Below are 23,793 nucleotides of genomic sequence, written 5' to 3'. Positions count from 1 at the left end.
CCAAACACCCTGTTAACTAGGCAAGACCTAGGGATGAGGTACCCCACCAACTAGGCGCTTCGCAGCCGCAGCGAATTGACGACGACGATCACCGACGAGCTCGCCATCGCGAACGCCGCAATACCCGGCACGATCACGCCGAACACGGCCAGCGGGATCGCGATGAGGTTGTAGGCGAACGCCCAGCCGAGGTTCTGCTTGATGATGCGCAGGGTCGCCTCGGACACGCGCAGGGAGGCGGGGATGGTGCGGATATCGGAGTTGACGATCGTGATGTCGGCGGCCGCCTTGGCCACGTCGGTGCCCGAGCCCATGGCGATCGAGAGGTCGGCGCCGGCAAGCGCCGCGGCGTCATTGACGCCGTCGCCCACCATCGCCACGCGCTTGCCCGCGCCCTGAAGATCGTGAAGCACCTCGAGTTTTTGAGGGGGAAGCACGCCGGAGTGGACCTCGTCGATGCCGAGCTCTGCCGCCACCGTGGCCGCCGTCGCCGCGTTATCGCCGGTTACCAGTACGGGCGTGAGGTTGCGCTCGCGAAGCGCGCGGATGGTTTCCTGCGCCTCGGGGCGCACCGTGTCGCGTACGCCGAGCACGCCCACGGCCTCCCGGTCGCTCGTGATCACGACGGCGGTCGCACCAGATTCGGCGATGGCCTCGGCGCGCTTGCGGATCGGTTCGACGTTGTGGCCCTCAGCTTCGAGCCAGGCGAGTTTGCCCGCGGCGATCGATTGCTTGCCGACCTTGCCGACCACTCCGTTGCCCATGACGTTCTGGAAGCCCGGGGCCTCGGCCGGCTCGACGCCCATCTCCCGAGCGGAGCGCACGATGGCCTTGGCGATCGGGTGCTCGGAATGGGATTCCACGCCGGCGGCGATCGCGAGGAGCTCGTGGGGTGGCCCGCCAGCGGCCTCGATATCGCTCACGGACATGACGCCCGTGGTCAGCGTGCCCGTCTTGTCGAGCATGATCGTGTCCACGTGATGCGCGCCCTCAAGAACTTCGGGGCCGCGGATCAGCACGCCGAGGCCGGAGAGCCGGCCCGAGCCCACGAGCAGCGCCGTCGGCGTGGCAAGGCCCAGCGCACACGGGCATGCCACCACGAGCACGGTGATCGCCGAAGCAAGCGCCATCTCGAGCGGGTTGCCGAGCGCGATGCGAATGAGGAACGTGGCGAGCGCGATGACGATCACGGTCGGCACGAAGACCGCCGAAATGCGGTCGACGATGCGCTGAACTGGCGCTTTGCCTGTCTGCGCCTCGGTGAGCAGGCGGCCCATCTGGGCGAGGGTGGTCTCCTCGCCCACGCGCGTGGCCCGCACGTCGAGCGAGCCCTGTTCGTTGATCGTCGCCCCGGTCACCTCCGAGTCCGGGCCGACGTCGACGGGCACGGATTCGCCTGTGACCAGCGAGGCGTCGATGGCGGAGTGACCAACGACGACGATCCCGTCAGTCGCCACCGTTTCGCCCGGCCGCACACGGAAGACGTCCCCGACCTGGAGCTCGGAGACGGGAACCGTCTCTCCGATCTCGGTGCCGTCGGCGCGGCGCACAAGGTACGCCTCGTCGGCGCCGAGCTCGAGGAGCGCGCGCAGGGCGTCGCCCGCGGATCGGCGGGATTTCGCCTCGAGCCACCTGCCGATGAGGAGGAAGGTGACGATCATTGCGGCGGATTCAAAGTACAGGTGCGGGTGAACGTTGTCGGCCAGGCCGTGGATGCCCGTCATGTGCATCGTGTAGCCGATGTGCCCGGCTCCGCCGAACAGTAGCGCCCAGAGCGACCATCCCATCGAGGCGAGCACGCCGAGGGAGACGAGGGTGTCCATGGTCGACGAGCCGTAGCGCGCCGCGCGGAAGGCCGCGCGGTGGAAGGGCCAGCCCGACCAGAACGCGATCGGAAGGCTCAGTGCTCCGATCAGCCACTGCCACCCCGAAAATTGCAGGGCGGGAATCATGGAGATCCCGACCACCGGGATGGACAGGATCGCGGAGACGACGAAGCGCCGCCACAGGTCTTCCACGCGCGCCTGAGCAGCGGCCTCCGCAGCCGCCTCAACGGCCTCGGGATCGGCGCTGCCGGACGAGACGCGGCTGCCGTCGTCGCCGAGGTCGACCCGACGAATGAGCGAGGCGTCGTATCCCGCCTTCGTGATGACCTCGATGAGGTCGTTCCCGGTGAGGTCCTTGCCGGTGGAATCGAGTTCAACGTGAGCGCGCTCGGTGGCCAGATTGACCACCGCGGTGACGCCCGGGACCTTGTTGAGCTTCTTCTCCACGCGCGCCACGCACGAGGCACACGTCATGCCCTGAACGGCGAGGTCGATCTCGGCCAGAGCGCTGGCGTCAGTGCCGGGTGCCGGCGGGGAAGGGGGATTCGTCATGATGTCTTTCTGGGGTCGCGGACGCGCCCGCGAACCACGCGTGTGCATGGCCGAGGCGAGTGAGGTGGTGGGTTATCGGGAGATGTCGACGAGCTCGTAGTCGCCCGCCTCATCGATGGCCTCGTGAAGCTGCTCGTCGGTGATCTCGCCATCGGTGACGAGGTGGATCTCTGATGTGCCCTCGGCGTCGAGGGTGACCATGATGTCCTCAACACCCTCGATAGCGGTGAGCTCGTCGCTGACGTGGGCGACGCAGTTCTGGCAGGTCATGCCGTTAACGCGGAGATTGATGTTGGCCATTGGGGTGCCTTTCCTTCGTTGTGTTCGCGAAACCGCGAATGAAAACTAGCCGGTGATCGGCGTCGTTAAAGTTAATGACTATCCGCTGCGATTTATTCCATGTTTTACCTAGTTAATTTTCTCGCCCGTAATGTCGTTAATCCAGTGGATATTGGCAGTGAGGTCCTGCGGGTAGGGGCTGAGCGAGGACGTGTCGTCGCTCGTCGTGTGCTCGGGCGCATCGTGCGAGACCCGGTCGAGGAGCCAGTCCGGCATTGTCGATCCCGTACGCGGGAAGGCCGCCACCTCGTTGTGCCACTCCACCGGATCCACCTGATCGGCCCACACCGGCTCCTTCTCGCCGTTGACGCTCAGCGTGCCCTTGCCGTTCTTCTCCAGCCGGATGACGGCGATGAGGAACGGTTGTTCGCCCGCGAGCGTGCGATCCTGCTTGAGGCGGCGCATGTGGTGAATGATCGCGGTGGGAATCACGCGCAGCGCGGCGTGCTTGTTCTCGCCGAGCTTCGCAAAGCCCTCGTAGATCGCCGAGGTGCCCACGAGTTGGATTCGCAGCGTGACCTCCTCCCATCCCGGCGGCGCCGTCTCGCTGATGAGCCCGAAGGTCTCGCGCAGCAGCGCCTCGGAATTGGAAAAGTCCACCGGATTGACCGTGCGGGTGGCGATCGGCGGGCGGTCGGCGACATCCCAGCGCACCGGCTTTGCCTCCTGGCGGTTCTTGTCGGTGATGTGCGAGGGGTCGACGAGCGCGGTGAAGGTGGCGCTGGACCACCGCTGGAACTTTGCGCGCTCCATGTACAGCGCGTCGGTCAGCGAGGCCGCCACCTGGAACGTGAGCGTGTTGTTGCTGCGCACGGATCGCACGATCCGCACGGGCATGCCCGAGACTCGCCCGGTCACAAAGTCGGTGTAGATGTGGGCGGTCTCGTCAACCTCGATCCGCTTCGCCCACATGCCCGATTCGAGCTCCTGGAAACCGTCCTCCTGATCGGGCGCGACGGGCGCAACCATCGTGACGGAGGCCGGCTTGCCGCCGTCGAGCTCCACATCGCAGGGAACGGATCCCCAGTCGCGGCGGATGACGGGGCCGAGGAAGGGCGTGGGAACCGCGGCGGTGAAGGCCCCGGTCTCGTAGTTTTCCCAGCCGTACGCGATGCCGTGGTAGGTGCCGCGGTGTTCCGGTTCGGGATTGCCGGGGTAGAAACGCCACAGCGTGGCGCCCGCGGTGATGCGCGCGGGGTCGAGCAGGAGCAGGTCGGTCTCCACGCCGCCACCGCGCGCAACGCCGGTGCCGTCATAGTTTCCAAACTCGATCACCCCGCCTCGAATGGCCTGGGGATGAAGGGGGCCGACTGCGAGCCGGTCCATCGTGAACGGATCGGCCGGCAGGTGCATGATGTCCAGCGGCTTATCCTCCGAATACGGCGAATCGGGGAAGCGCAGGCACAGCAGGTCCATGAGGTCACCGACGTCGGTGACCGACGCGCCAGCCGTGGCATCCACGGCAAATCCGGACACGACGTCGTATCCCGTCTCGAGGAAGGCGCGCGCCTGAGGTTCGGACACGGCAAGCATGAAAGTAACCATCGAACTCCTTGATCGTTGCCCCCCAGTCTAGTGGGTGGCTCTGACGGGTGACAGGTTCGCGGGCGAGGCTGGGCTGGTGGCGGACAAGCGCGCACTTTGACGCGCCACAAGGCTGACGAGACGCGCAAAGGAGACTAGTCTTGTGACATGCGTCTCGGAGTGTTAGACATCGGTTCAAATACGGTTCACATCATCGTCGTCGATGCGTATGCGCGCGCTCGCCCCGATCCCTTCGCCGGCGAACGCTCGGTGGTGCGCCTCATGCAGTACCTCGAGGACGACGGTTCTATCAACGACGACGGCGTGCGGGCGCTCGAGCGCGCCACGCGCAAGGCGGCCGCGTTTGCGCGAAAGAACGCGGTGGATGCCATGATCGGCATCGTCACCTCGGCCATCCGCGAGGCGACGAACGGGCCGGCCGTGCTCGAGCGGCTCGAGGAGATCGCGGGCACGAAGTTCGGCGTGCTCTCCGGATCGGAGGAAGCCGAACTCACCTACTTCGCGGCGCGGCGCTGGCACGGCTGGGCGGCCGGTCGCATCATGGTGCTCGATATTGGCGGAGGCTCATTCGAGGTGTCGCTGGGTATTGACGAGGAGCCGGAATTCGTGGCGTCGGTGCCTCTGGGTGCCGGGCGCCTCACGCGGGACTTCCTCAAGCACGATCCGCCGCGGGCCTCGGAGCTGGTGATGCTGCGCCGGCACATTCACGACGAGCTCGAACCCCTGGCCACGGCCCTCAAGGAGTTCCCGAAGCCGGATCACGTGGTGGCCACCTCGAAGACGTTCCGTTCGCTGGCGCGCCTTGCCGGTAACCGCATCACCGTGGTGGGGCCGGAGGAGCGGCGGCGTATGAGCAGGTCTGACCTTGGAAACTGGGTGGATCGCATCGCCCGGATCCCAGCGCCCGCGCGCGTGGAGCTACCGGGCATCACACCCGAACGCACGCACCAGATCGTGGCGGGCGCCGAGGTTGCGCACATCGCGATGAAGCGGTTTAAGGTCAAGCGCCTGGAGATTTGCCCGTGGGCGCTACGCGAAGGCGTTCTCCTCGAGCGCATCGACAACTTCGACTCGCGGCCGCGCGAATCCGGCCTCGACCTGTCCGGCCTCGGCTGACGCGGCGCGGCTATTCGGCGTCGTTCTGCTCGCTGGTGTTCTGGTCGCTGGTGTTCTGGCCGGCGCTGTCGCTGTCGTTGCTGGTGCTGTCGTCGTCGCTGCCGTCGTCGCCATCGTCGTCGTCGCGATTCTTCCGCACGCGCTTGACGATCCACCACACAAGGAAGATGAGGATCGCGGCGCCCACCACGTAGGACAGCACGCCCACGTACTGTTCAACGACGTCCCAGTTCTCGCCCAGGAGGTAGCCGGCGCTGACGAGGGCGGTGTTCCAGATCGCCGAGCCCGCCGCGGTCAGCACAGTGAACTTCAGGAAGTTCATTTCGATGACGCCCGCAGGAAGCGAGATGAGCGAGCGGAAGATCGGGAGCATGCGGCCAAAGAACACGGTTCCCTGGTCGTGCTTGCTGAACCAGTCTTCGGTCTTGTTGACGTCGTCCATGTTGACGAGCGGGAGCCATTCGAAGACTGCGCGCGTGCGCTCGCGGCCAAAGAACCTCGCCACCCAGTACAGCGCCCATGCGCCGGTGACCGAGCCGACCGTGGCCCAGATGATCGCCTCGGCGAGGGAGAACTTCGTGCCGAGGGAGGCGGTGAAGCCCGCCAGCGGCAAGATGATCTCGGAGGGAATGGGCGGGAAGAGGTTCTCGATCGCGATGAGGAGCGCCACGCCCAGGCCGCCGAGCGTCTCCATGATGTCGACGGCCCAGCCTGCAACGCCGTCGAGTGAGCCAGTATCGGTGGTTAAAAACACGAGGTCCTATCGGTCGAAACCTCTAGGGTACGAGCTTGGCGGCCACTCCGGTATAGGTGGCGGGCGTGAGATGCGCCAAGCGCTCCTCGACGTCGGCGGGAAGATTGAGCGAGTAAATGAACGCGCGCATCTCCTCCTCGCCCACCGCGTGCCCGCGGGTGAGGTCCTTGAGCCGCTCGTATGGATCGTCCATGCCCTCGGCGCCCGCGATCGACGCCGTGCGCATGACCTGCTGAATCGGCTCGGCGAGCACCTCCCATGCCTGCTCCAAGTCCTCGGCCAGCCTCTGCGGGTTCGCATCCACGCCGGCAAGGCCGCGGCGCAGGTTCTTCAGCGCCAGGAGCGAGTGGCCGAACGCCACGCCCACGTTTCGCAGCGACGATGAGTCGGTCAGGTCGCGCTGCATACGCGAGGTCACGAGCGTGGCGCCGAGCGTGTCGAGGATCGAGCAGGAGATCTCGAGGTTCGCCTCCGCGTTCTCGAAGCGGATCGGATTGACCTTGTGCGGCATGGTGGACGAGCCGGTGGTTCCCTGCGTCGCCAGGTTCTGCTTCAGGTAGCCCAGCGATATGTAGGTCCAAAAGTCGGTGGCGAGGTTGTGGGCGATGCGGTTAAACCGCGCCACGTCCGAGAAGAGTTCGGCCATCCAGTCGTGCGATTCGATCTGGGTGGTCAGAGGATTGAACGTGAGCCCGAGGCTCTCGACGAACTGCTTCGCGAGCGTCGGCCAGTCGGCCTCTGGCACGGAGGCCACGTGTGCGCCGTAGGTGCCGGTGGCGCCGTTGAATTTGCCGAGGTAGGCCGCGCCCTTGATCCGATCGAGCTGGCGGGTCAAGCGCCAGGCAAGCACGGCGAATTCCTTGCCGAGCGTGGTGGGGGAGGCCGCCTGGCCGTGCGTGCGCGAGAGCATGGCCAGCTCGGCGTACTCGCGCGCCCGCTGGGAGAGCTCGTCCACGAAGGCCTGGGCCTGCGGCAGCCAGACCTGCGCCACCGCGCCTTGAATGTTCAGCGCATACGCGGTGTTGTTGATGTCCTCCGACGTGGCGAAGATGTGGACGATCTCGTGCATCTGCGGCAGCGACGTCTCGCCGAGTGCATCCGCGGCCGCGTCCATCTTCTCCTTGAGGAAGTACTCGACGGCCTTGACGTCGTGCTTGGTCTCGGCCTCGATCTGGGCCATGCGGGCGATATCGGCCTCGCCGAAATCGTCGACCAGCCCGCGCAGGTACGCGATCTCGCCCTCGCGCAACACGGGCGCGCCCGGAAGCACTTCATTCGTGGACAGGAAGATCAGCCACTCCACCTCGACCTTGAGCCGGTCGCGATTGAGCGCGGCTTCGGAGAGGAACTCGGCGAGGGGTGACGTTTCGGCGCGGTATCGGCCATCAAGGGGAGACAGGAGAGCGGAATCGGCAAAGTTCGTCATGCGCCGATTCTCGCACAACGGCTACAGGTAGGGCGTGGCTGTCCGAATGGTCTGCGCCCCGTAGCTTCCGCCAAACAGCGCCGCGTGAATGATGAGGATGTGGAGCTGGTGGAGCCCGATGCGCTCCTTCCAGCCGTCCGCAAGCGGCGAGACCTCGTTGTACCCCTCGTAGATATCGCTCACGTGCGAGGCGCCGAACACGCCAAGCTGGGCGAGGTCCGATTCGGCGTGGCCGCCGTGGCAGGCAGGATCAATCACGACGCCGATCGGTCCCGTGGCACTGGTGGTGCGTCTTTCGCCGGTGCCGGGATAGGAGGGCGAGCCGTTGACGTCACCCCCGCCGTCGACGATCGAATCAGCCGTGGCCCACAGCAGATTTCCGGACCACAGGTCGCCGTGGAGGATGGCCGCGTCGGTGTGGACGAGCGCGGGCTGCGGTGCGTCAAAGGCGCCGTCGCGAAGCCGTTGCGCGAGGCGCTCTATGGTATCGGCGTCGTCGGTGGACAACGAGCCGTTGTCCAGCGCTGGCTGGACGTATGGCAGGAGGCGGTCCTCGGCGTAGAACTCGCCGAAGGATCGCGCGGGGGAGCCGGGCGGGACCATCGTCAGCAGGGCGTTGCCCATGTGGCCGAGGTGGCCGAAGCGGGCCGGGAAGGTCGGGGGTTCCTCGCCAAAGACGCGTGTACCAGTGGGTGAGTAGGCGTGGGTGCGGGCGAGCCGGCCACCGAACTCGCGGGCGGCCTCGGCGGTGGGCGACGTCTCCGATATGGCGTAGGTGGCCAAGGACGTGGCCGACGAGGAGGCGAGGCGCGCGACCGGCGCACCGCCGTGGCGGGCGGCCTCGGACAGCGCCTCTAAGCCGGTGACTTCGTGGGCGATCGCCCGGGCGCCGGCCGTCTTGGTAAAGGTGCGAGGAATACTAATCGCGCTCCGGAAGGAGAACCTCGAGGAACCAGTTCACGAGGCCCACGATGATGCCGGCCACCAGCGCCCACCAGAAGGAGCCGACCATGAGGGAGAGGTCGAAGTGGCCGGTGATCCACGCCGTCAGCATGATCATCAGTGCGTTCACGACGATGAAGAAGAGGCCGAGCGTCAGCAGATAGAACGGGAACGACAGGACCTTGACGATGGGGCGCACGAACATGTTGACCACGCCCAACACCGCGCCCGCGAGGAGGAAGTAGACCGCCTGCTGGCCGGTGGTGCCGATGTCTGCGAGGAACGAATCGGCCGGAACCGAGCCCTCGAGCGTGACACCCGAGAGCAGCAGGGTGGTTATCCACAGCGCGACGGCGTTCACAGCCGCTGTAATGAGAAACTTCATGCGTCCACTGTACGGTCTTCGCGCGCCTGATGGCCGAACCGTGCGCCAGACGCGAAATGGCCGAGCCGTGCGCCAGAGGCGAAATAGAGGCAAGATAAGACCATGACGTACTTCCGCCCCGAACTTGCAGACATTCCCGCCTACGTGGCAGGCCGAAATCCCGATGATCCTGACGTCATCAAGGTGTCCTCCAACGAGATGCCCTTTCCGACGCTGCCGGGCGTCGCTGCCGCCGTGTCCGGACGCATCGGGCAGCTCAATAAGTACCCCGACATGGGTAACGCGCTGCTACTGGAGGCCATCGCGGCCTATCACGAGACGTCGGTGGCGAACGTGGTGGTGGGTAACGGCTCCACGGCGCTCATTGAGAAGTTCTTGACAGCCGTGTGTACGCCCGGTTCCGAGGTGGTCATGCCGTGGAGATCCTTCGAGGCGTACCCGATCGCGATCAAGGTGGCCGGCGGGAGGGCCGTGCCCACGCCGTTGCGCGCGGACGGCAAGCCCGATCTGGGGGCGATGCTGGACGCCATCACCGATAAGACGCGCGCGATCCTCGTGTGCACGCCGAACAACCCGACGAGCGCGGCGCTCACGCACGACGAGCTGCACCGCTTCATGCGCTCGGTACCCAGCGAGATCCCCGTGCTCATCGACGAGGCCTACGTGGACTTCGTGGTCATGGACGATCCGGTGCGCGGCATCGAGCTAGCCCGCGAGTTCCTGAACGCGGTAACACTGCGGACCTTCTCGAAGGCGTACGGCTTGGCGGGCATCCGCGTGGGCTACGCGCTCGGCGTCGACGACGTCGTCGCGGGACTTGGCAAGGTGGCTACGCCGTTCGGCGTGAACATGCTCGCCCAGAGCGCGGCCGTGGCGGCGCTGCAGGAGCGGCCGGCCGTGGACCAGCGGGTGGCCACGATCGTCAAGGAACGCGACAAGCTCGTGGGCGCGCTGCGCGCTCTCGAATGGGATGGGCCAGAGCCGCAGGGCAACTTCGTGTGGTTCGGGCTGGGCTCGGACTCGGAGCGATTCGCGCGCTTTTGCGCCGAGGAAAAGATCGTCGTGCGAACGTTTGCCGATGAAGGCGTGCGCGTGACTGTGGCTGAGCCGGATGCCTCGCTGAGGCTCGTGCGGGCCTACAAGAAATTCCGCGCCTAAAGGATCGTGATCATGAGGGCGATCGAGATGAAGACTTCCCCGAACCCGATCGCCTTGGCCGATAGCCAGCCTTCGCGCTGGCCGTAAATCGGCACGAGGACGGCCCGCGCGAAGATGATGACCCACAGCGCCGCGAGCCACCACGAGAACAGTCCCTGGGCGGCCAGGATGATCACGTTGACCATGGCGATCCCGTGGAAGATCGCCGACGCGATGAGCCAGCCGAGTTCGCCGCGCTCGCGGATGTTCGTCTTGACGTACAGGATCGTGCCGAGGAAGTACCAGGCCACCACGAGCGTGACGAGCCAGACCCACGGCCATCCGGTCAGCTCGCCGTTCGCGGAGGCGCCGGGGAAAGACTCAAGGGGTAGCGAGTCCAGGAGCAGCCCGGTTCCCCAGAGTCCGCCCTGCCCGCCGGTGCCCATGTCGTAGGCCACCGGGAGCGTCAGGCCAGCGGCCCCCACCGTGGCGATGTTGTTCACCATCGAGCGATCCTTGCGGTGCATCGATGCCCAGACGGTGATCGCGATCAGCGGCAAGAAGACGGGGATCCACCACAGAAGGTACGGCGCGGTGATCAGCACGCTCAACGCGAATGGCAGGGTGGCCAGCACGTAGGTGCGAACCGGCGGGAAGTACCGTGCCTTGCGCCTCGAGCGCAGCCACATGCCCGTGGCGAAGAACGCGAAGTAGCCGACCCACCACAGCCCCAGCAGCAACAGGTGCTCCCACACGAATCCCCCGATGATCACGCCGAGCAGCACAGGCACGGTGATCATGGCCCACGCGCCGTGGTAGTTCGGGATCCAGCCGGGGCTGACGCGCTTGCGGGCGCGCGGGCGCCCTGGCGAAGCGCTTGTTTGAGGGCTCGCGGCTTGCCCGCGAGTGTGGTTGTGAGGGGCCGACGTCATGCCGCAATACTACGTGAGAACCTGTGAATAAAGGCAATTACGGCATCAGAAGATGGTGTCGTCAGCCCTCTTGAGGTTGAACCCATGCCCGGACATCTCGGACCAGCACGTCACGCCGTCCTGCTCGAGCGTGCAGGCGAAGCCATTAAGCGCCACGGAGGTGCCGTAGTCGTAGATCTCATTGGTCCGCACGAAGTACTGACAGTCGGCGTCTACCTCGCCCTCAACTCCCACGGAGTACGTGGCGGTGATGCCTTCGCACTGGCCGGGTGAGGGGTAGTCGTAGGCGTAGATCGAGCACTCGACGTTGGAATCGTTGATCCGGCAGTGAATGTTCGAGGCCGGGGTGGTGAAGGCGGTCGCCTCGATGGCGCCCTCGGGCGCGGGGCGAACCGGAGTGGGTTCCTCGCTCGGTTCGTCGGCCGGCTCGCTCGGCTCGTCGCTCGGCTCGGCGGTCTGCTCGGGTGTGTCGGTGGTCTCGGTGACGTCAGCGGACGGCGTCGTCGGTTGGTCTTCGCCCAGATCGCGGCCTTGGCCGATCACGACCGTATAGAAAATGAACGCCAAGACGAGGAACAAAATCGTGGCGGAAGCGATGAGGAAGTACAGCGGGCCGCGGGAGCGCTGCGATGCGGGAGCGTCCTCGCCGTGGTCGGGTAGCCAGGTCATCGGGCCTCCTTGCTGTCAGTGCCCTGTGCTTGTCCGCTAATAGTAATCCACCAGTCTGACCGATGGGTCGGCTCCCCGGATGATGAATCCCCGCGAAATGCCGTTTAGACTGGCCACGGAGATTCCTCTACTGCAAGGACGTGACATGAACGCACTCGCCAGTGGCCAAATCAACGACGACGAAATGGCCCGTGCTTCCGATCTCATTGGTCGCGTGAAATCGATTTTCCAAGGACGCGTGGTCGGGCAGGCAAACCTCTCGCTTGCGCTGATGACGACGATGATTGCCCGCGGGCATGTGCTGCTGGAGTCCGTGCCGGGTTTGGCCAAGACGACGGCGGCCGTGACGCTCGCGGACGCGATCTCGGGAACTTTCTCGCGCATCCAGTGCACGCCGGACCTCATGCCCAACGACATCGTGGGCACCCAGATCTACTCCTACGAGACTGGGGAGTTCTCCACGCAGCTTGGCCCGGTTCACGCGAACATGGTGCTCCTCGATGAGATCAACCGTTCTTCAGCCAAGACCCAGTCCGCGATGCTTGAGTCCATGCAGGAGCGTCAGACCTCGATCGGCGGCACGATCTACAAGCTGCCCGATCCGTTCATGGTTCTTGCCACGCAGAATCCCATTGAGGAAGAGGGCACCTACGTCCTGCCCGAGGCTCAGATGGATCGCTTCCTGCTCAAGGAGGTGCTGACCTACCCGGAGACCAACGAAGAGTTCGAGATCCTGACCAAGACCGCCGAGGGAACGTTCGGCCGCCCGGTGGGCGTGGAACCCATTACCACCGACGACGTGCTCTACCTGCAGGAGGTCGCCCGCCGCGTCTACGTGGATGAGTCGATCAAGAGCTACATCGTGGACATCGTCAACAGCACGCGCGGCAAGGGCCCGCGCCCGCTGCCCGAGTTCCAAAAGTACGTGCGCGTGGGCTCATCGCCGCGAGGCGGATTGGCCCTCATGCAGGTCGGTCAGGCGCTCGCGCTGCTGGCCGGCCGCAACTACGTGGTTCCGGAGGACATCACGCGCCTTCGCCACCAGATTCTTCGCCACCGCCTCGTGCGCACGTACGACGCGCTCGCGAACAACGTGACCCCGGAATCGCTCATCGACGCCGTCTTCCAGGCCGTTCCCACCCCGTAGGGTTTTCCGTGAGGCGGCTTTCCGATCAGTCCAAGGCAACGCGCGCGGCGCTCGTTCGGGCGAAAGTCTCGTTGCCTGTGATTCGGCGCGCCTCGGGAATGTACGAGGGACATCACGCCTCGATCTTTACCGGCCACGGCCACGACTTCGAGGACCTCGTCGATTACGAGCATGGCGACGACGTGGCGGACATCGACTGGAAGACCTCGGCTCGCTCGGGCCACCCGATCATCCGCCGATTCGAGCGCGAGTCGGACATGTTTACGCAGCTCGTGATCGACACGGGCCGCGAGATGCGCGGCGCGGCCCCCACGGGGGAGACGAAGGCCGACATCGGAATGTTCGCCGCGGACATCCTCGGCTACCTCGCGATTCAGCGCGGCGACCGCCTGAGCGTTGTGTACGGCGACACCGATGGCATCGTCCGCATGCCCGCCCGCAACGGCAACAACCACCTCGACTTTTCTCTTGACGCCGCTCAGGAGCGCTTCGATTCAGCCACCGGCACCTCCGCCGTGTCGGAGATGCTCGAAGAGGTGTTGCGCATCCCGCAGCCGCGAGCCCTGCTCCTCGTCATCACGGACGAATACTGGCCCGATCGCCCCGATGGTCAGACCCTTCGGCGCATCCGCACCAAGCACGAGATGCTCGTGATGCGGGTTGCCGATATGCCCGTTGCTCAGGAGGGCGTGCACCACATGGTCGACGCGCTGGATGGCTCCGAAATCCCGGCTTTCCTGCGCGAGGACCGCTTGCTGCGCCACGACCTCGAGCGTGACCGCTATCAGGCCCACGAGTTCGCCCGCGGGATCCTGCGCTCCACAGGTATTCGGCACGTCACCGTGAGTGCCTCCGAGCAGGTTCCGGGCGCGCTCATCGAGTTGTTAAGGAAGCGCCGTGCCCGTTGACAAGCTCCTTGACCCCACCGGCCCCTCCGCGTTTCTGATCGCGATCCTCGTCGCCTCGCTCATCGCGATGCTCGTCGCGATCGTTTTTGCGCTGTGGTTCTACCATTACCAGCCCATCCGCGCGATTAAGCTGCAGCCGGTGAGGATGAGCGACCGCGAGCGCTGGGTCCAGCGGATCGACGACGTCGTCGCTAGACACATCGATAGTGCGGACGAGCAGGCCCGCGAGTTGCATATCGACCTCGCGGCTGAGCTCCGCGATATTCTGGGCGAGCGCGCCGGGATGGATCTGCGTTCCTGGCAGCCCTCTCACCTGCGCAGGGTGGCGACCTTCGAAAACGCTGCCGACGCTATTCGATCGTGGGAAGAACCCTCGTTCGCGCCATACGCACACGGCGATATCCCCAAGGCGCGCGACCGCGCGGTTGAGGCGGTGCTCTCATGGTAACCGGATGGCTGTTCCCCCTCCTGATTGTCGTCCTCATCGCCGCCCTTGGCGTGGGCTGGTGGCTCGGAGTAAAGCGCTCGAGCGGCACGGGCGTCGCCGTCGCGCATACCAAGCGCGCGCGGGAACATCCGCGCTTCCGGCGTCGGTTGCAGATCTTGCGCGTCGCGCTCGGATCGATCCTGGCAGTGGGGTTGCTGGGCGGCGTGACGTCGTCGTACCTTGCTGCGCGCCCATCGGGAGACATCTCGCTGGAATCGAAACTTGCCACGCGCGACATCATGCTGTGCCTGGACGTGTCCGGCTCGGTCATCGATTTTGATGCTCAGGTGGTCAAATCGTTTTCCGAGATCGTGAAGGACTTTGAGGGCGAGCGCGTGGGCCTGGCGATGTGGAATTCTGGAACGCGCCTCGTGTTCCCGTTGACCAGCGACTACGAGCTCGTCATCAATCAGCTCGACTACGTTGCTCGCGTGCTCAGTGACTCCTATAACTACGACGGATATTCCGATCTGGTGGCCGGCACGTCCGCGGGCTACACCTACGGTTCGTCACTGATTGGCGATGGCCTTGTGTCGTGTGCTCAGTCGTTCGACCAGGAGGAAGACGAGCGCTCCCGGTCGATCGTTTTCGCCACCGACAACGCGTTGGCGGGCAGCCCCGTGTTCACACTCGAGGAGGCGGCCCAGCTCGCTGCCGACAAGGGCATCGTTGTGCACGGACTGTACATCTCTGGCGGATGGTCGGACGACAACGAGGAGATGCGCGAAGTGTTCGAATCGCGCGGCGGGTACTATTACGCGGCCGAGGACGCGGCAGCGGCGCAAGAGATCGTGGCGGCCGTTCAGGCTCAGGACGCCGTGGATCTGGGCGTCGTTGGCGAAACGATAACCGTGGACACCCCGGGCAACTGGCCAATCGCCGTTGGGCTGGCCACGCTCCTGCTCCTTGGTCTGGCATGGAGGTTTAAGCTGTGAACTTCCAATACCTGATTCCCGCGTGGTTGCTCGCCGTCATTGGCGTGGCGGGCCTTGCCTTCATCGTGCTCGGAGTGATGGACGGGCGCGACCGCCTCGTGTCCTGGCTACGCCGCACGCTCATGCTCCTCATGGTGATCGCGATGGGTCTCGCGCCCGCCGTCGCCGTCAAAACCACGTCGACCACATCGAACCTTGCCGTCTACTTCGTCATTGATGCCACCGGTTCCATGGCCGCGGAAGATTACAACGGCAGCGAGCAGCGCCTTGAAGGCGTTCGCGCGGACGCCCTGGCGGTGGTCCAGTCGTTGCCCAGCGCCCACTACGCGATTGTCGAATACTCGTCGACGGCGACTCAGCAGTTACCACTGACCTCGGACAAGCAGGCGGTGGCTACGTGGCTCGAGGTCTACGACCGCGAGCTGACGGATTACTCGGCGGGCTCGTCGATTAACAGGCCGGTGGAGACGGTGGTTGACGTCGTGGAGCGAATGGCGCAATCGAACCCTGAGTATGTGCCGATCGTCATTTTGATGACCGACGGGGAATCGACTGACGCGAGCGATTCCTCGCGCGGGGAAGCGCCCGAGTTCGGCTCGTGGAGTGGCCTCTTTGATGGCGGCATGGTGCTTGGCTATGGCACGGAGCAGGGCGGCAAGATGGAGAGGAATGATTCGTGGTCCATCGAGAGCGAGTACATCGAGGATCCCAACGGAGGCGACGCGATTTCACGCGCTGACCTCGGGGCGTTAACGACTATTGCCGACCAGATTGGCGTTCCGTTCTACCATCGCACCAGCCCGGGCGGAATCGACGAGATCGTCGGGGCCATTGACGCGGACACACTGTTAGAAGAGGCCACGGACGAGAATTATTACAGCCCGGTGATCTGGCCTTTCGCCATCGTATTCGCGCTGCTCATGGCGTGGGAGATCGCCCATCTCGTGCCACATTTGCGAAGCGCCGGCATGCTGAGCATCCACCGCGAGACGATCGATACCAGCCCCGGCGCGGGCCCTGCCAATCGGACGCCGCAACGATGGCGAGGTGGCCGATGACTCACACACTGAGGCAAAAGATCGTCACCGCGATCTCACTCGCACTGGCCCTCGCGCTCGCGTACGTGGCCGTCGTCGCCGGTATAGCGGTGTATGCGATGGCGTCGGGCGAATCTGGGTACGGGGACGGTTCGTATTCGAACAGCGCCCGCTCGTACGGAATCGGCACCCGCGTCATCCCTGACTATCTTGACAACTGGGAGGCGTACTTCGGGCAGGGAACGGCGCAGATTCGGGCGGAGGCCGTGGACGACGGCGTCGAGACCCTCACCGTGGCCCTCGAACTCGTGCCGAAGGACGCGGATTCGGAGGATCCCGAGCCCACGGACGTCGAGGACCCAGAAGACTACACTGCCGAGTGCCGCGTTCGGATGAATCTGGCGGTCGGACAGGAGATTCAGGGCGATCGTCTCTTCGAAGCCGGGTACTTCGATCGCGCGCAGGTGGCCTACGAGGACGCCTCGGCGACTGTGGCACAATGTGTTCCTCAGGGCGAGTCGCCGGATCAGCAGAAGCAAGACACTGATGAGAAGGCGCAGGACGCGCGCGAGAAGGCTGAGGGTAGCAATGGCAATGAACCACCAGAGCCGCCGCCGGGAGGCAATGAACCAGAGCCGCCGGAGGGAGGCGAGCCGCCACCGACCACCCAGCAGCTGAAGGAGGAAGAGCTCCTGCGACGCGCCCAGGAGGCCGAGCGTCTGAAGCGTGAGAATGAGCAGCGTAACGGCGGATTTGGAAGTTGGGATGGTGAGAACTGGTGATATTTGACGGACGCGAAGATCCCGCGATCATTGTGCCGCTGGCGGGGACGACTGCCGAGGTCATCATCGAGGAGGCGCTGGCGCGCGAAGAGGCCGGGGCTGACGTGCTCGAGTTCCGCGCCGACTTCCTGCTCGCCAACCACCCCGACATGGATTTCGACACCCTTGGCCGCAGCGTCTTACGAGAGCTGTTCGCCAAGACGAGCGTGCCCGTGCTGTTTACCGTGCGGACCCGTGAGCAGGGTGGCGAAGCCTCGCTGACCCCGTTCCGGTACCGAGTCCTCCTTGCCACCGCCCTCGACATCATGATGCAAGAGCGCGTGCCGGCCGAACGCGTGGGCATTGACTTTGAGTTTCACTCCGATGCGACGCCGGATCTCGCCCGCCGCGCCGCCGGGCTCGGGTATACGCCCGTGGTCTCGCACCACGACTGGAAGGAGACGCCGGATTCGGAGGTCATGTTCGTCATGCTCGAGGACATGCTGCAGATTCCGGACGCGGTGGCCAAACTGTCCGTCATGGCACACAGCGACGCCGATACTCAGCGCCTTCTCGACGTGACGAAGGCTGTGGCAGGCCAAACTCGGCGCCCGCTCATCACCATCGCGATGGGGGAGGCCGGCCGACGCTCGCGCCTAGAGGGCTGGAATTACGGCTCCGTGGCTACGTTTGCCACAGCCGGAACGACGACGGCCCCCGGCCAGCCCTCGATCGCCGAGGTTCGCGAGGCGCTCGGGCGCTAGCGGCTCGGCGCGTTGTGCCAGACGTCGCGCACGTCGTCGTTCTTCTCGAAATACGCCTCGATGAACGGGCAGGTGGGGATGATCGTCAGGCCGTTGCTACGCGCGTAATCCACGAGTTCCACAATGAGCGCCGTGCCGATGCCCTGCCCGCCATATTCGCTGGGGACTTGGGTAGTGACGGCGTCGATCACGGAGTCGCCGCAGTCGGTAAAGCCGAGGTATCCCTTGGTCGTGCCTTCGTCAACGGCGTTGATGCGCCCGCCGCGGTCGGTGGTCGTGATGGTGTAGTCCATAGTTTCCTCACTGCCCCTGATAGGGATACTTGTCTACCTCGACCACGACGTCGGGTGGGCTCTCGCGCCGGCGGTTGCGCCAGGTGAAGGCCTTGTAGGCGAGGTAGCCGAGGCCGACGAGGATGCCGACGACGGCCAAGCCAGCCACGATCGGAATGAAGACGGCGGCGACGGACAGGCCGGCCGACGTCGTGTCTTCAGCGGCCGAGACGAATGCCGTGCCGGCGCCGAGGGTGCCCACGTTGACGGCGGGCCGCGCCGTCGACTTAAACAGATGCATGACGAAGGCGATGACCACGCCCGCGCCGATCGCCACCCACGTGCTCGGCTGGGAAAACACGGAACCGTCCGTGACCTGCTCGGGCGCGCCGTAGGATTCGAGCCCGGAGGCGAACACGAGGCCACCGGAGGCGGGGCGAATCAGGGTCTGGACGATATCGTTGAACGAATCGACCACCGGGATTTTGTCCGCCACCAGCTCGATCACGAGCAGGACGGCGACGATCGCCAAGAGAGCCGGATCCGCGAGCCACTGCCAACCGCTGGGGAGGTTGACGAAGTCGGTGAAGCGGGCCAGCAGGCCGAAAATGAGCAGCGGGATATAGGCATTCAGGCCGGCGGCGCCGGCCAAACCCGTGGCAGAAAACAGTTCCATAGCAAAAGTGTGTCACCGAAACGGCGCAGCGTACAGCGGAGAACTCCCCGCTGTACGCTGCGCCTCAGTTTTTAGGTTGACGAATTAGACGTCGCGATGGCGTGGCTCGCCGTACTCGCCGTGGATCTCGCGGTCCTCCGTGGCCGAATCGGGGCGGTGCCCGCTCGTGCCTGGATTGTCCTTGGTCATTCCGCCGACGTTCTCGGCGCCCGGAGCTGCGGCGTCGCCCATGGCGGCCGGCTTGTCGTCGTCCTCATACACCGTCTGGTTATGCGGAGCGTCGGTTGCGCCGATGCGGTCAGCGCCAGGTGCGGTCACGTCCTCGTCGAGTGAGAGATCGTGATCGCGCTCGTGGTCGAGGTTGTGGTCGCGGTGGGTCTCGCGATCTCGGTGGATGTCGCGCTCGAGGGCGTCATCGCCCCCGTGAAGCTCATCGGCGCCAATTTCCTCGGCGCCGGGCGCGACGTCGTCTTCATAGATCGGTACATTCTTATCCGGGACCTTCGTATTCGAGCGATCCTCGTTTGGCAAGTTTTCGTTCGGGACGTTCGTAGTCATGGTTCCTTCTTTCCGCCACTCGGTGGTTGAGCCGGTAGCTACTGACGAACCTACGCGTCGCCATTTTTGTGATCTACCGAATTATCCCTTGGCGAAATCGGGATTATCGGCCAGGGCTGGCCCGCTCGGGCTGGCAGGCTCAGGCCGCCCGGGCTGGCAAGCTCAGGCCGCCGCGTTCGAGATCCGCCGGCCCCAGTGGCTAATCTAAGTTTGACGAAAGGATTGCGATGAGTGCGTGTGGCTGCGAAGCGCCGAGCAACGAGGAGCTCGCCGAGGAGTTCGAGGAATCAGGCCCGTGGTGGCGTGATTTAGAGGTCATGATTCCCGTGGCGTCGGGAGTGTTCTTGGTGGCCGGCCTCCTCACCGAATGGCTTGGCAGCGGCCGGGCCGCCGACGTCGTCGCGCTCGTATTCTTCTGGACCGCGCTCGTACTTGGCGCATCAACGTTCGTGCCGGGCGCCCTGCGCAGGCTGATCGGACAGCGCAAACTCGGCATCGGCTTACTCATGACGATCAGCGCGGCGGGCGCCGTGATCCTGGGCTACGTCGAGGAGGCGGCCGCCCTGGCGTTTCTGTATTCGATCGCCGAGGCGCTCGAGGATAAGGCGATGGACCGCGCGCGAGGCGGCCTGCGATCCCTGCTCAGCCTTGCTCCCGGGCGCGCGAGCGTGGTGCGATGCGGGCAGACGATCGAGGTGGCGGCCAAGGATGTGGTGGTCGGCGACGTCGTTCGGGTGCGGCCGGGCGAGCGAATCGCGACGGACGGGCGCGTGCTCAGCGGGCATTCGAGCGTGGATGCCTCGGCGATTACGGGCGAATCGATCCTCGTGGCCGTGGAGCCCGGGAGCGAGGTGCCGGCCGGAGCGGTCAACGCGGCGGGCGCGCTCGAGATCGAGGCGAGCGCGCCGGGTAGCGACAATTCGCTCACCACGATTGTGAAGCTCATCGAACAGGCTCAGCACCGCAAGGGCGAGCGGGCGCGCATCGCTGACCGCATCGCGAGGCCGCTCGTGCCGGGCGTGATCGTGCTGGCCATCGCGGTCGCGGTGATCGGCTCGCTGCTGGGTGACCCGCAACTGTGGGTCACCCGCGCGCTCGTGGTCCTCGTGGCGGCAAGCCCGTGTGCGATGGCGATTTCCGTGCCGGTCACGGTGGTCTCGGCGATTGGCGCCGCGAGCAAGTTCGGCGTGGTCATCAAGTCAGGCGCCGCTTTCGAAGACCTCGGCACGATTAAGCACGTTGCCGTGGACAAGACCGGAACGCTCACGAGTAACAAGCCGACCGTGACGGCGGTTGAGGTCATACAGGGCGTGAACGAGGCCGAGGTGCTCGCACTTGCCGGCGCGCTTGAAGCGCATTCCACCCACCCGTTAGCCACGGCGATCGTCGCGGCGGCCGAGGGCATGGGGGAGCTGGCCGAATCCTCGGATGTTGTTGAGGAGGCCGGCCGCGGTATCGGCGGCAAGGTCAACGGTCGTGCCGTGGCGGTTCGGAGCCCGCGCTTTGGCGGCGGCGAAGTACCCGGTGAGATGGCGGGCGAGCTGCCCGGTGATCTGGCGGATGACGTGGACGCCCTCGAAGCCGACGGCCAAACCTGCGTGGTCGTCAGCGTCGATGGCACGGCGGTCGGCGTGATCGGCGTGCGCGACGAGCTACGCCCGGAAGCGGCCGAGGCCGTTCAGGCGCTGCGCGATCGCGGGGTGTCCGTCAGTATGCTGACCGGCGACAACGAGCGTACGGCGCGCGCCTTGGCCGAGCAGGCTGGCATCGACGACGTGGCGGCGCAGCTGCGGCCGGAAGATAAGGCGAAGGCCGTGGCGTCGCGGTCGGCAAAAACGCCGACCGCCATGATCGGCGACGGCATCAACGATGCACCGGCGCTCGCGAGCGCGACGGTGGGCATTGCGATGGGCGTGAGCGGGTCGGATGCGGCGATCGAATCGGCGGACGTGGCTTTTACCGGCAGCGACCTGCGGCTGATTCCGCAGGCGCTCGGCCACGCGCGCCGAAGCGTGCGGATCATCAATCAGAACATTGTGCTCTCGCTGGCCATCATCGCGGTGCCCATGCCACTGGCGATCACGGGCGTGCTCGGCCTGGCCGCCGTGGTGCTCGTGCACGAGGTGGGCGAAGTGATCGTGATTCTCAACGGCCTGCGGGCATCCCGGACGCCCGGGGTCGGCGCTGGCGGGCAGGTGCACGGATGAGTCCCGCTGCTTCGGAGGCGGGCGGCGGTTCGCCGGCGTGGAATCGGCCGGCGAGCGCCTCTGGCCGAGTGTCGCCGCTGGGCGGGAGGCGTCCGCGGCGCGACGAACTTGCGCAGTTCGAGGGTGGAAGCGTCGACGACGTCGTTCACCCCGATCCGTGGCTGTTGATCGTGGGCATCAATCCGGGGTTGTGGACGGCGGCGGTCAATGCGCCGTTCGCGGCGCCGTCGAACCGGTTTTGGACCTCGCTTCACCAGGCGGGCCTCATGCCGCATCGGGTGGACGCGACTGCCGGGCTGAGCGCGAAGGATGAAGCCGAGATGGTTGCGCGCGGGATCGGGCTGACCAATCTCGTCAATCGCGCGACTGCGCGGGCGGCCGAGCTCAGCCGTGAGGAGCTGAGTGAGGGTGGCCGGCGGCTCGTGGCGCTGGCGCAGGACGTGCGGCCGGACGTCGTCGCGATTCTTGGTGTGACGGCGTATCGGGACGCGTTCGACCAGCCGAAAGCGCAGATGGGCAAGCAGTTCTACTCGGGTGTTTCGGGCGCTTTGGGTTCTTCAGGTGCTTCGGGTGAGCCGGGCGAGCCGGTTTTGCTTGGTGGCGGCGAGCTGTGGGTACTCCCGCAGCCGAGCGGCCTGAACGCTCACGCACCCATCCCGGTCCTTGTGGATTGGTGGAGGCAGGTGGCACAGCGGCGCCGGTCCGCCCGGTAGTTGGCGATTGTCACTAGATGGTTTAAACTTCAACCATGAAGGCTTTTGGGTTTCTTAGTTTTGGACATCACTCGGTCGGCGAGCAGGAGGGCATGGACGCCCGCGAGACGCTTCAGTCTCAGGTCGAGCTGGCGAAGGCGGCCGACGAGATCGGCGTGAACGGCGCGTACTTCCGCGTTCACCACTTCGCGCCGCAGGGTGCGTCCCCGATGCCGCTCCTTGGCGCCGTCATTGGTGCCACGAAGAACATCGAGGTGGGCACGGGTGTGATCGACCTGCGCTACGAGAACCCGTTCTACCTGGCGGAAGAGGCCGCTGCCCTTGATCTCCTTGCGGATGGTCGCGTGGCGCTCGGCGTCTCGCGCGGTTCACCGGAGCCGGTCAAGAAGGGCTGGGAGACGTTCGGCTACAAGGGCGAGGCGCCCAACGGTGCGGACATGGCTCGTAAGAAGTTTGAACTGTTCATGGCCGCTATCCGAGGGTATGCGATCGCCGAGGCTGCATCACTCGAGGAGCAGTATCCGCGTATGTACACGCCGGGCATTGAGCTACCGATCTTCCCGCATTCGCCGGAACTGGAAAAGCACGTGTGGTGGGGATCGGGCACGACCAAGACGGCGGAGCAGGCCGCGCGTGACGGCGTCAACCTCATGTCCTCAACCCTCGTGTCAGAGGCGGACGGAAGCTCGCTCGGCGAACTTCAAGCCGCGCAGATCCGCGCTTACCGCAACGCGTGGCAGGACGCGGGTCATGACTGGGCGCCGCGCGTGTCCGTGTCGCGATCCATCTTCCCGATCGTTTCGGGCGAGGATCAGAAGCAGTTCGGTCTGCTCGCTTCCAGCGAGGACCAGGTCGGCTACATCGAGTCCACCAAGACGACGTTCGGCCGCACCTACGCTGCCGAGCCCGACGTCCTGATCGAGCAGCTCAAGGCGGATCCGGCGATCGCGGCCGCAGACACGCTCATGATCACCATTCCGAACCAACTCGGCGTGGAACCAAATCTACGCATCCTGCAGAACTTCGCCGAACACGTGGCGCCGGAGCTCGGCTGGATTCCGAATACCGAGGGGCTCGTCGAGGGTTACCCGATCGACTAGCGGCCACTTGTCGATCAACTCGAAGCGGTTAGCCGTGTAGAGGTAGAGTTCGCGGTCGTGGACGCGCCCCTTCAGGGTGAAGTGAACCATGGCCGCCGCAACTCGCTTCATGCCAAAGCTCTCGTAGAACCGATAGACGCGGTCGATCTGAAGATGCTGCCACAGCGTGGGCAGTTGGCGGCCCGCCCGCACGGCGATCTTCGCAGTCGTGGTGACGAGCCGCTCATAGGTCAACGGTACGCCGATCAACCCGGCGATTACACGCAAATCCCCTTGCAAATTAGGCGGCGTCTTCGGTGTCTTCCTCAGCCGGAGCGGCGTCGAAATTCTGGATCTCGCCGTCGAGTTCGGCCTGGAGCTCGGTGAGGTCTGCTTCCTCTCCGATGATCACCCAGTTGTCGCCAACGAGTGCGGTGAAGGGCTCTTCGGCGGACGCTTCAACCTTGTGAACATATGCCGAGGCCGAGCCGGGGTTGGCGAATACGCCGAGCAGGTCGACGCCGTCGCATGAGACCTGGGTCCAGCCAAGCTCTTCCGGAGCCGCGCACGCGTATCCGGCATCGACGGCCGCGCTCTGCAGTTCATCGACCGAGTTGTACGTACAG

Annotated in this window: 26 protein-coding genes; 12 read left to right on the top strand and 14 right to left on the bottom strand. The window is 65.3% G+C overall.

The window, feature by feature from the left end; all coding sequences use genetic code 11:
- Positions 1-50: 50 nt before the first annotated feature.
- The 3 genes from ACHFFR_RS04480 to ACHFFR_RS04470 form a co-directional block, all read right to left on the bottom strand.
- Complete coding sequence (locus tag ACHFFR_RS04480; protein ID WP_394263078.1) at positions 51-2,378, bottom strand: heavy metal translocating P-type ATPase; 2,328 nt, start codon at positions 2,376-2,378, stop codon at positions 51-53.
- Positions 2,379-2,450: 72 nt separating this feature from the next.
- Positions 2,451-2,678 carry a heavy-metal-associated domain-containing protein gene (locus tag ACHFFR_RS04475; protein WP_394263077.1) on the bottom strand — a complete coding sequence of 76 codons (228 nt, stop codon included), beginning with the start codon at positions 2,676-2,678 and terminating at the stop codon, positions 2,451-2,453.
- A 108-nt stretch (positions 2,679-2,786) separates the two neighbouring features.
- Positions 2,787-4,262, bottom strand: coding sequence for a hypothetical protein (locus ACHFFR_RS04470; protein ID WP_394263076.1), 1,476 nt, complete (start codon positions 4,260-4,262; stop codon positions 2,787-2,789).
- 147 nt (positions 4,263-4,409) lie between these two features.
- On the opposite strand from ACHFFR_RS04470, the gene ACHFFR_RS04465 reads away from it, so the two are divergent.
- Entirely contained in the window at positions 4,410-5,378 is a 969-nt protein-coding gene (locus tag ACHFFR_RS04465; protein ID WP_394263075.1) for a hypothetical protein, read from the top strand.
- Between the two features lie 10 nt (positions 5,379-5,388).
- Here the strand turns inward: ACHFFR_RS04465 and ACHFFR_RS04460 are convergent, their stop codons facing one another.
- The 4 genes from ACHFFR_RS04460 to ACHFFR_RS04445 are packed head-to-tail and all read right to left on the bottom strand — an operon-like array spanning position 5,389 to position 8,885.
- Positions 5,389-6,132 (bottom strand): DedA family protein, encoded by a 744-nt coding sequence (locus ACHFFR_RS04460; protein ID WP_394263074.1) that lies wholly within the window; start codon positions 6,130-6,132, stop codon positions 5,389-5,391.
- 22 nt (positions 6,133-6,154) lie between these two features.
- Positions 6,155-7,558 carry an adenylosuccinate lyase gene (purB, locus tag ACHFFR_RS04455; protein ID WP_394263073.1) on the bottom strand — a complete coding sequence of 468 codons (1,404 nt, stop codon included), beginning with the start codon at positions 7,556-7,558 and terminating at the stop codon, positions 6,155-6,157.
- A 21-nt stretch (positions 7,559-7,579) separates the two neighbouring features.
- Complete coding sequence (locus ACHFFR_RS04450; protein WP_394263091.1) at positions 7,580-8,437, bottom strand: fructosamine kinase family protein; 858 nt, start codon at positions 8,435-8,437, stop codon at positions 7,580-7,582.
- A gap of 40 nt (positions 8,438-8,477) precedes the next feature.
- Complete coding sequence (locus ACHFFR_RS04445) at positions 8,478-8,885, bottom strand: phage holin family protein (protein ID WP_394263072.1); 408 nt, start codon at positions 8,883-8,885, stop codon at positions 8,478-8,480.
- A 102-nt stretch (positions 8,886-8,987) separates the two neighbouring features.
- On the opposite strand from ACHFFR_RS04445, the gene ACHFFR_RS04440 reads away from it, so the two are divergent.
- Complete coding sequence (locus ACHFFR_RS04440; protein ID WP_394263071.1) at positions 8,988-10,043, top strand: histidinol-phosphate transaminase; 1,056 nt, start codon at positions 8,988-8,990, stop codon at positions 10,041-10,043.
- Here ACHFFR_RS04440 and ACHFFR_RS04435 read toward each other — a convergent pair.
- Both ACHFFR_RS04435 and ACHFFR_RS04430 read right to left on the bottom strand, forming a co-directional pair.
- The gene (locus ACHFFR_RS04435) at positions 10,040-10,954 is read right to left on the bottom strand and encodes a YwiC-like family protein (RefSeq protein ID WP_394263070.1); all 915 of its coding nucleotides are present in this window, start codon (positions 10,952-10,954) and stop codon (positions 10,040-10,042) included. The two genes, ACHFFR_RS04440 and ACHFFR_RS04435, sit on opposite strands and share 4 nt — an antisense overlap.
- Before the next feature lie 45 nt (positions 10,955-10,999).
- Entirely contained in the window at positions 11,000-11,623 is a 624-nt protein-coding gene (locus ACHFFR_RS04430) for a hypothetical protein (RefSeq protein WP_394263069.1), read from the bottom strand.
- A gap of 145 nt (positions 11,624-11,768) precedes the next feature.
- Between ACHFFR_RS04430 and ACHFFR_RS04425 the strand changes: the two genes are divergently transcribed.
- From ACHFFR_RS04425 to ACHFFR_RS04395, 7 genes are read left to right on the top strand one after another with little or no spacing between them, the layout of a single operon-like run.
- Positions 11,769-12,770 (top strand): AAA family ATPase, encoded by a 1,002-nt coding sequence (locus ACHFFR_RS04425; protein ID WP_394263068.1) that lies wholly within the window; start codon positions 11,769-11,771, stop codon positions 12,768-12,770.
- 8 nt (positions 12,771-12,778) lie between these two features.
- Positions 12,779-13,678: a DUF58 domain-containing protein gene (locus tag ACHFFR_RS04420; protein ID WP_394263067.1), complete on the top strand. Its 900-nt coding sequence runs from the start codon at positions 12,779-12,781 to the stop codon at positions 13,676-13,678.
- A complete protein-coding gene (locus ACHFFR_RS04415) occupies positions 13,668-14,126 on the top strand; it encodes a hypothetical protein (RefSeq protein WP_394263066.1) in 459 nt (152 codons plus the stop codon). Before ACHFFR_RS04420 ends, ACHFFR_RS04415 begins: the two co-directional genes overlap by 11 nt.
- Positions 14,120-15,100 carry a VWA domain-containing protein gene (locus ACHFFR_RS04410; RefSeq protein ID WP_394263065.1) on the top strand — a complete coding sequence of 327 codons (981 nt, stop codon included), beginning with the start codon at positions 14,120-14,122 and terminating at the stop codon, positions 15,098-15,100. Before ACHFFR_RS04415 ends, ACHFFR_RS04410 begins: the two co-directional genes overlap by 7 nt.
- On the top strand, positions 15,097-16,158 hold the full coding sequence (locus ACHFFR_RS04405) for a VWA domain-containing protein (RefSeq protein WP_394263064.1): 1,062 nt from the start codon (positions 15,097-15,099) through the stop codon (positions 16,156-16,158). The genes ACHFFR_RS04410 and ACHFFR_RS04405 overlap by 4 nt, the downstream gene beginning before the upstream one ends.
- Positions 16,155-16,919: a hypothetical protein gene (locus tag ACHFFR_RS04400; protein WP_394263063.1), complete on the top strand. Its 765-nt coding sequence runs from the start codon at positions 16,155-16,157 to the stop codon at positions 16,917-16,919. The genes ACHFFR_RS04405 and ACHFFR_RS04400 overlap by 4 nt, the downstream gene beginning before the upstream one ends.
- The gene (locus tag ACHFFR_RS04395; RefSeq protein WP_394263062.1) at positions 16,916-17,662 is read left to right on the top strand and encodes a type I 3-dehydroquinate dehydratase; all 747 of its coding nucleotides are present in this window, start codon (positions 16,916-16,918) and stop codon (positions 17,660-17,662) included. Before ACHFFR_RS04400 ends, ACHFFR_RS04395 begins: the two co-directional genes overlap by 4 nt.
- Here the strand turns inward: ACHFFR_RS04395 and ACHFFR_RS04390 are convergent.
- The 3 genes from ACHFFR_RS04390 to ACHFFR_RS04380 form a co-directional block, all read right to left on the bottom strand.
- Entirely contained in the window at positions 17,659-17,955 is a 297-nt protein-coding gene (locus ACHFFR_RS04390; RefSeq protein WP_394263061.1) for a GNAT family N-acetyltransferase, read from the bottom strand. The genes ACHFFR_RS04395 and ACHFFR_RS04390 overlap by 4 nt on opposite strands.
- Before the next feature lie 7 nt (positions 17,956-17,962).
- Positions 17,963-18,610, bottom strand: a complete 648-nt coding sequence (locus tag ACHFFR_RS04385) for a DUF4126 domain-containing protein (RefSeq protein WP_394263060.1) — start codon at positions 18,608-18,610, stop codon at positions 17,963-17,965.
- Positions 18,611-18,694: 84 nt separating this feature from the next.
- The gene (locus ACHFFR_RS04380) at positions 18,695-19,168 is read right to left on the bottom strand and encodes a hypothetical protein (RefSeq protein ID WP_394263059.1); all 474 of its coding nucleotides are present in this window, start codon (positions 19,166-19,168) and stop codon (positions 18,695-18,697) included.
- A 227-nt stretch (positions 19,169-19,395) separates the two neighbouring features.
- Between ACHFFR_RS04380 and ACHFFR_RS04375 the strand changes: the two genes are divergently transcribed.
- From ACHFFR_RS04375 to ACHFFR_RS04365, 3 genes are read left to right on the top strand one after another with little or no spacing between them, the layout of a single operon-like run.
- The gene (locus tag ACHFFR_RS04375) at positions 19,396-21,375 is read left to right on the top strand and encodes a heavy metal translocating P-type ATPase (RefSeq protein WP_394263058.1); all 1,980 of its coding nucleotides are present in this window, start codon (positions 19,396-19,398) and stop codon (positions 21,373-21,375) included.
- On the top strand, positions 21,372-22,088 hold the full coding sequence (locus ACHFFR_RS04370; RefSeq protein ID WP_394263057.1) for a mismatch-specific DNA-glycosylase: 717 nt from the start codon (positions 21,372-21,374) through the stop codon (positions 22,086-22,088). Before ACHFFR_RS04375 ends, ACHFFR_RS04370 begins: the two co-directional genes overlap by 4 nt.
- A gap of 35 nt (positions 22,089-22,123) precedes the next feature.
- Positions 22,124-23,188: an LLM class flavin-dependent oxidoreductase gene (locus ACHFFR_RS04365; protein ID WP_394263056.1), complete on the top strand. Its 1,065-nt coding sequence runs from the start codon at positions 22,124-22,126 to the stop codon at positions 23,186-23,188.
- On the opposite strand, the gene ACHFFR_RS04360 is transcribed toward ACHFFR_RS04365, so the two are convergent.
- Both ACHFFR_RS04360 and ACHFFR_RS04355 read right to left on the bottom strand, forming a co-directional pair.
- Positions 23,093-23,455 (bottom strand): hypothetical protein, encoded by a 363-nt coding sequence (locus ACHFFR_RS04360; protein WP_394263055.1) that lies wholly within the window; start codon positions 23,453-23,455, stop codon positions 23,093-23,095. The genes ACHFFR_RS04365 and ACHFFR_RS04360 overlap by 96 nt on opposite strands.
- Before the next feature lie 13 nt (positions 23,456-23,468).
- Positions 23,469-23,793, bottom strand: a 325-nt coding sequence (locus ACHFFR_RS04355) for a hypothetical protein (RefSeq protein ID WP_394263054.1), incomplete at its 5' end; no start/stop codon positions are given.

The organism is Trueperella sp. (assembly GCF_043424875.1).
GTDB lineage: Bacteria > Actinomycetota > Actinomycetes > Actinomycetales > Actinomycetaceae > Trueperella.
This window is presented reverse-complemented; position numbering and strand designations above follow the sequence as displayed.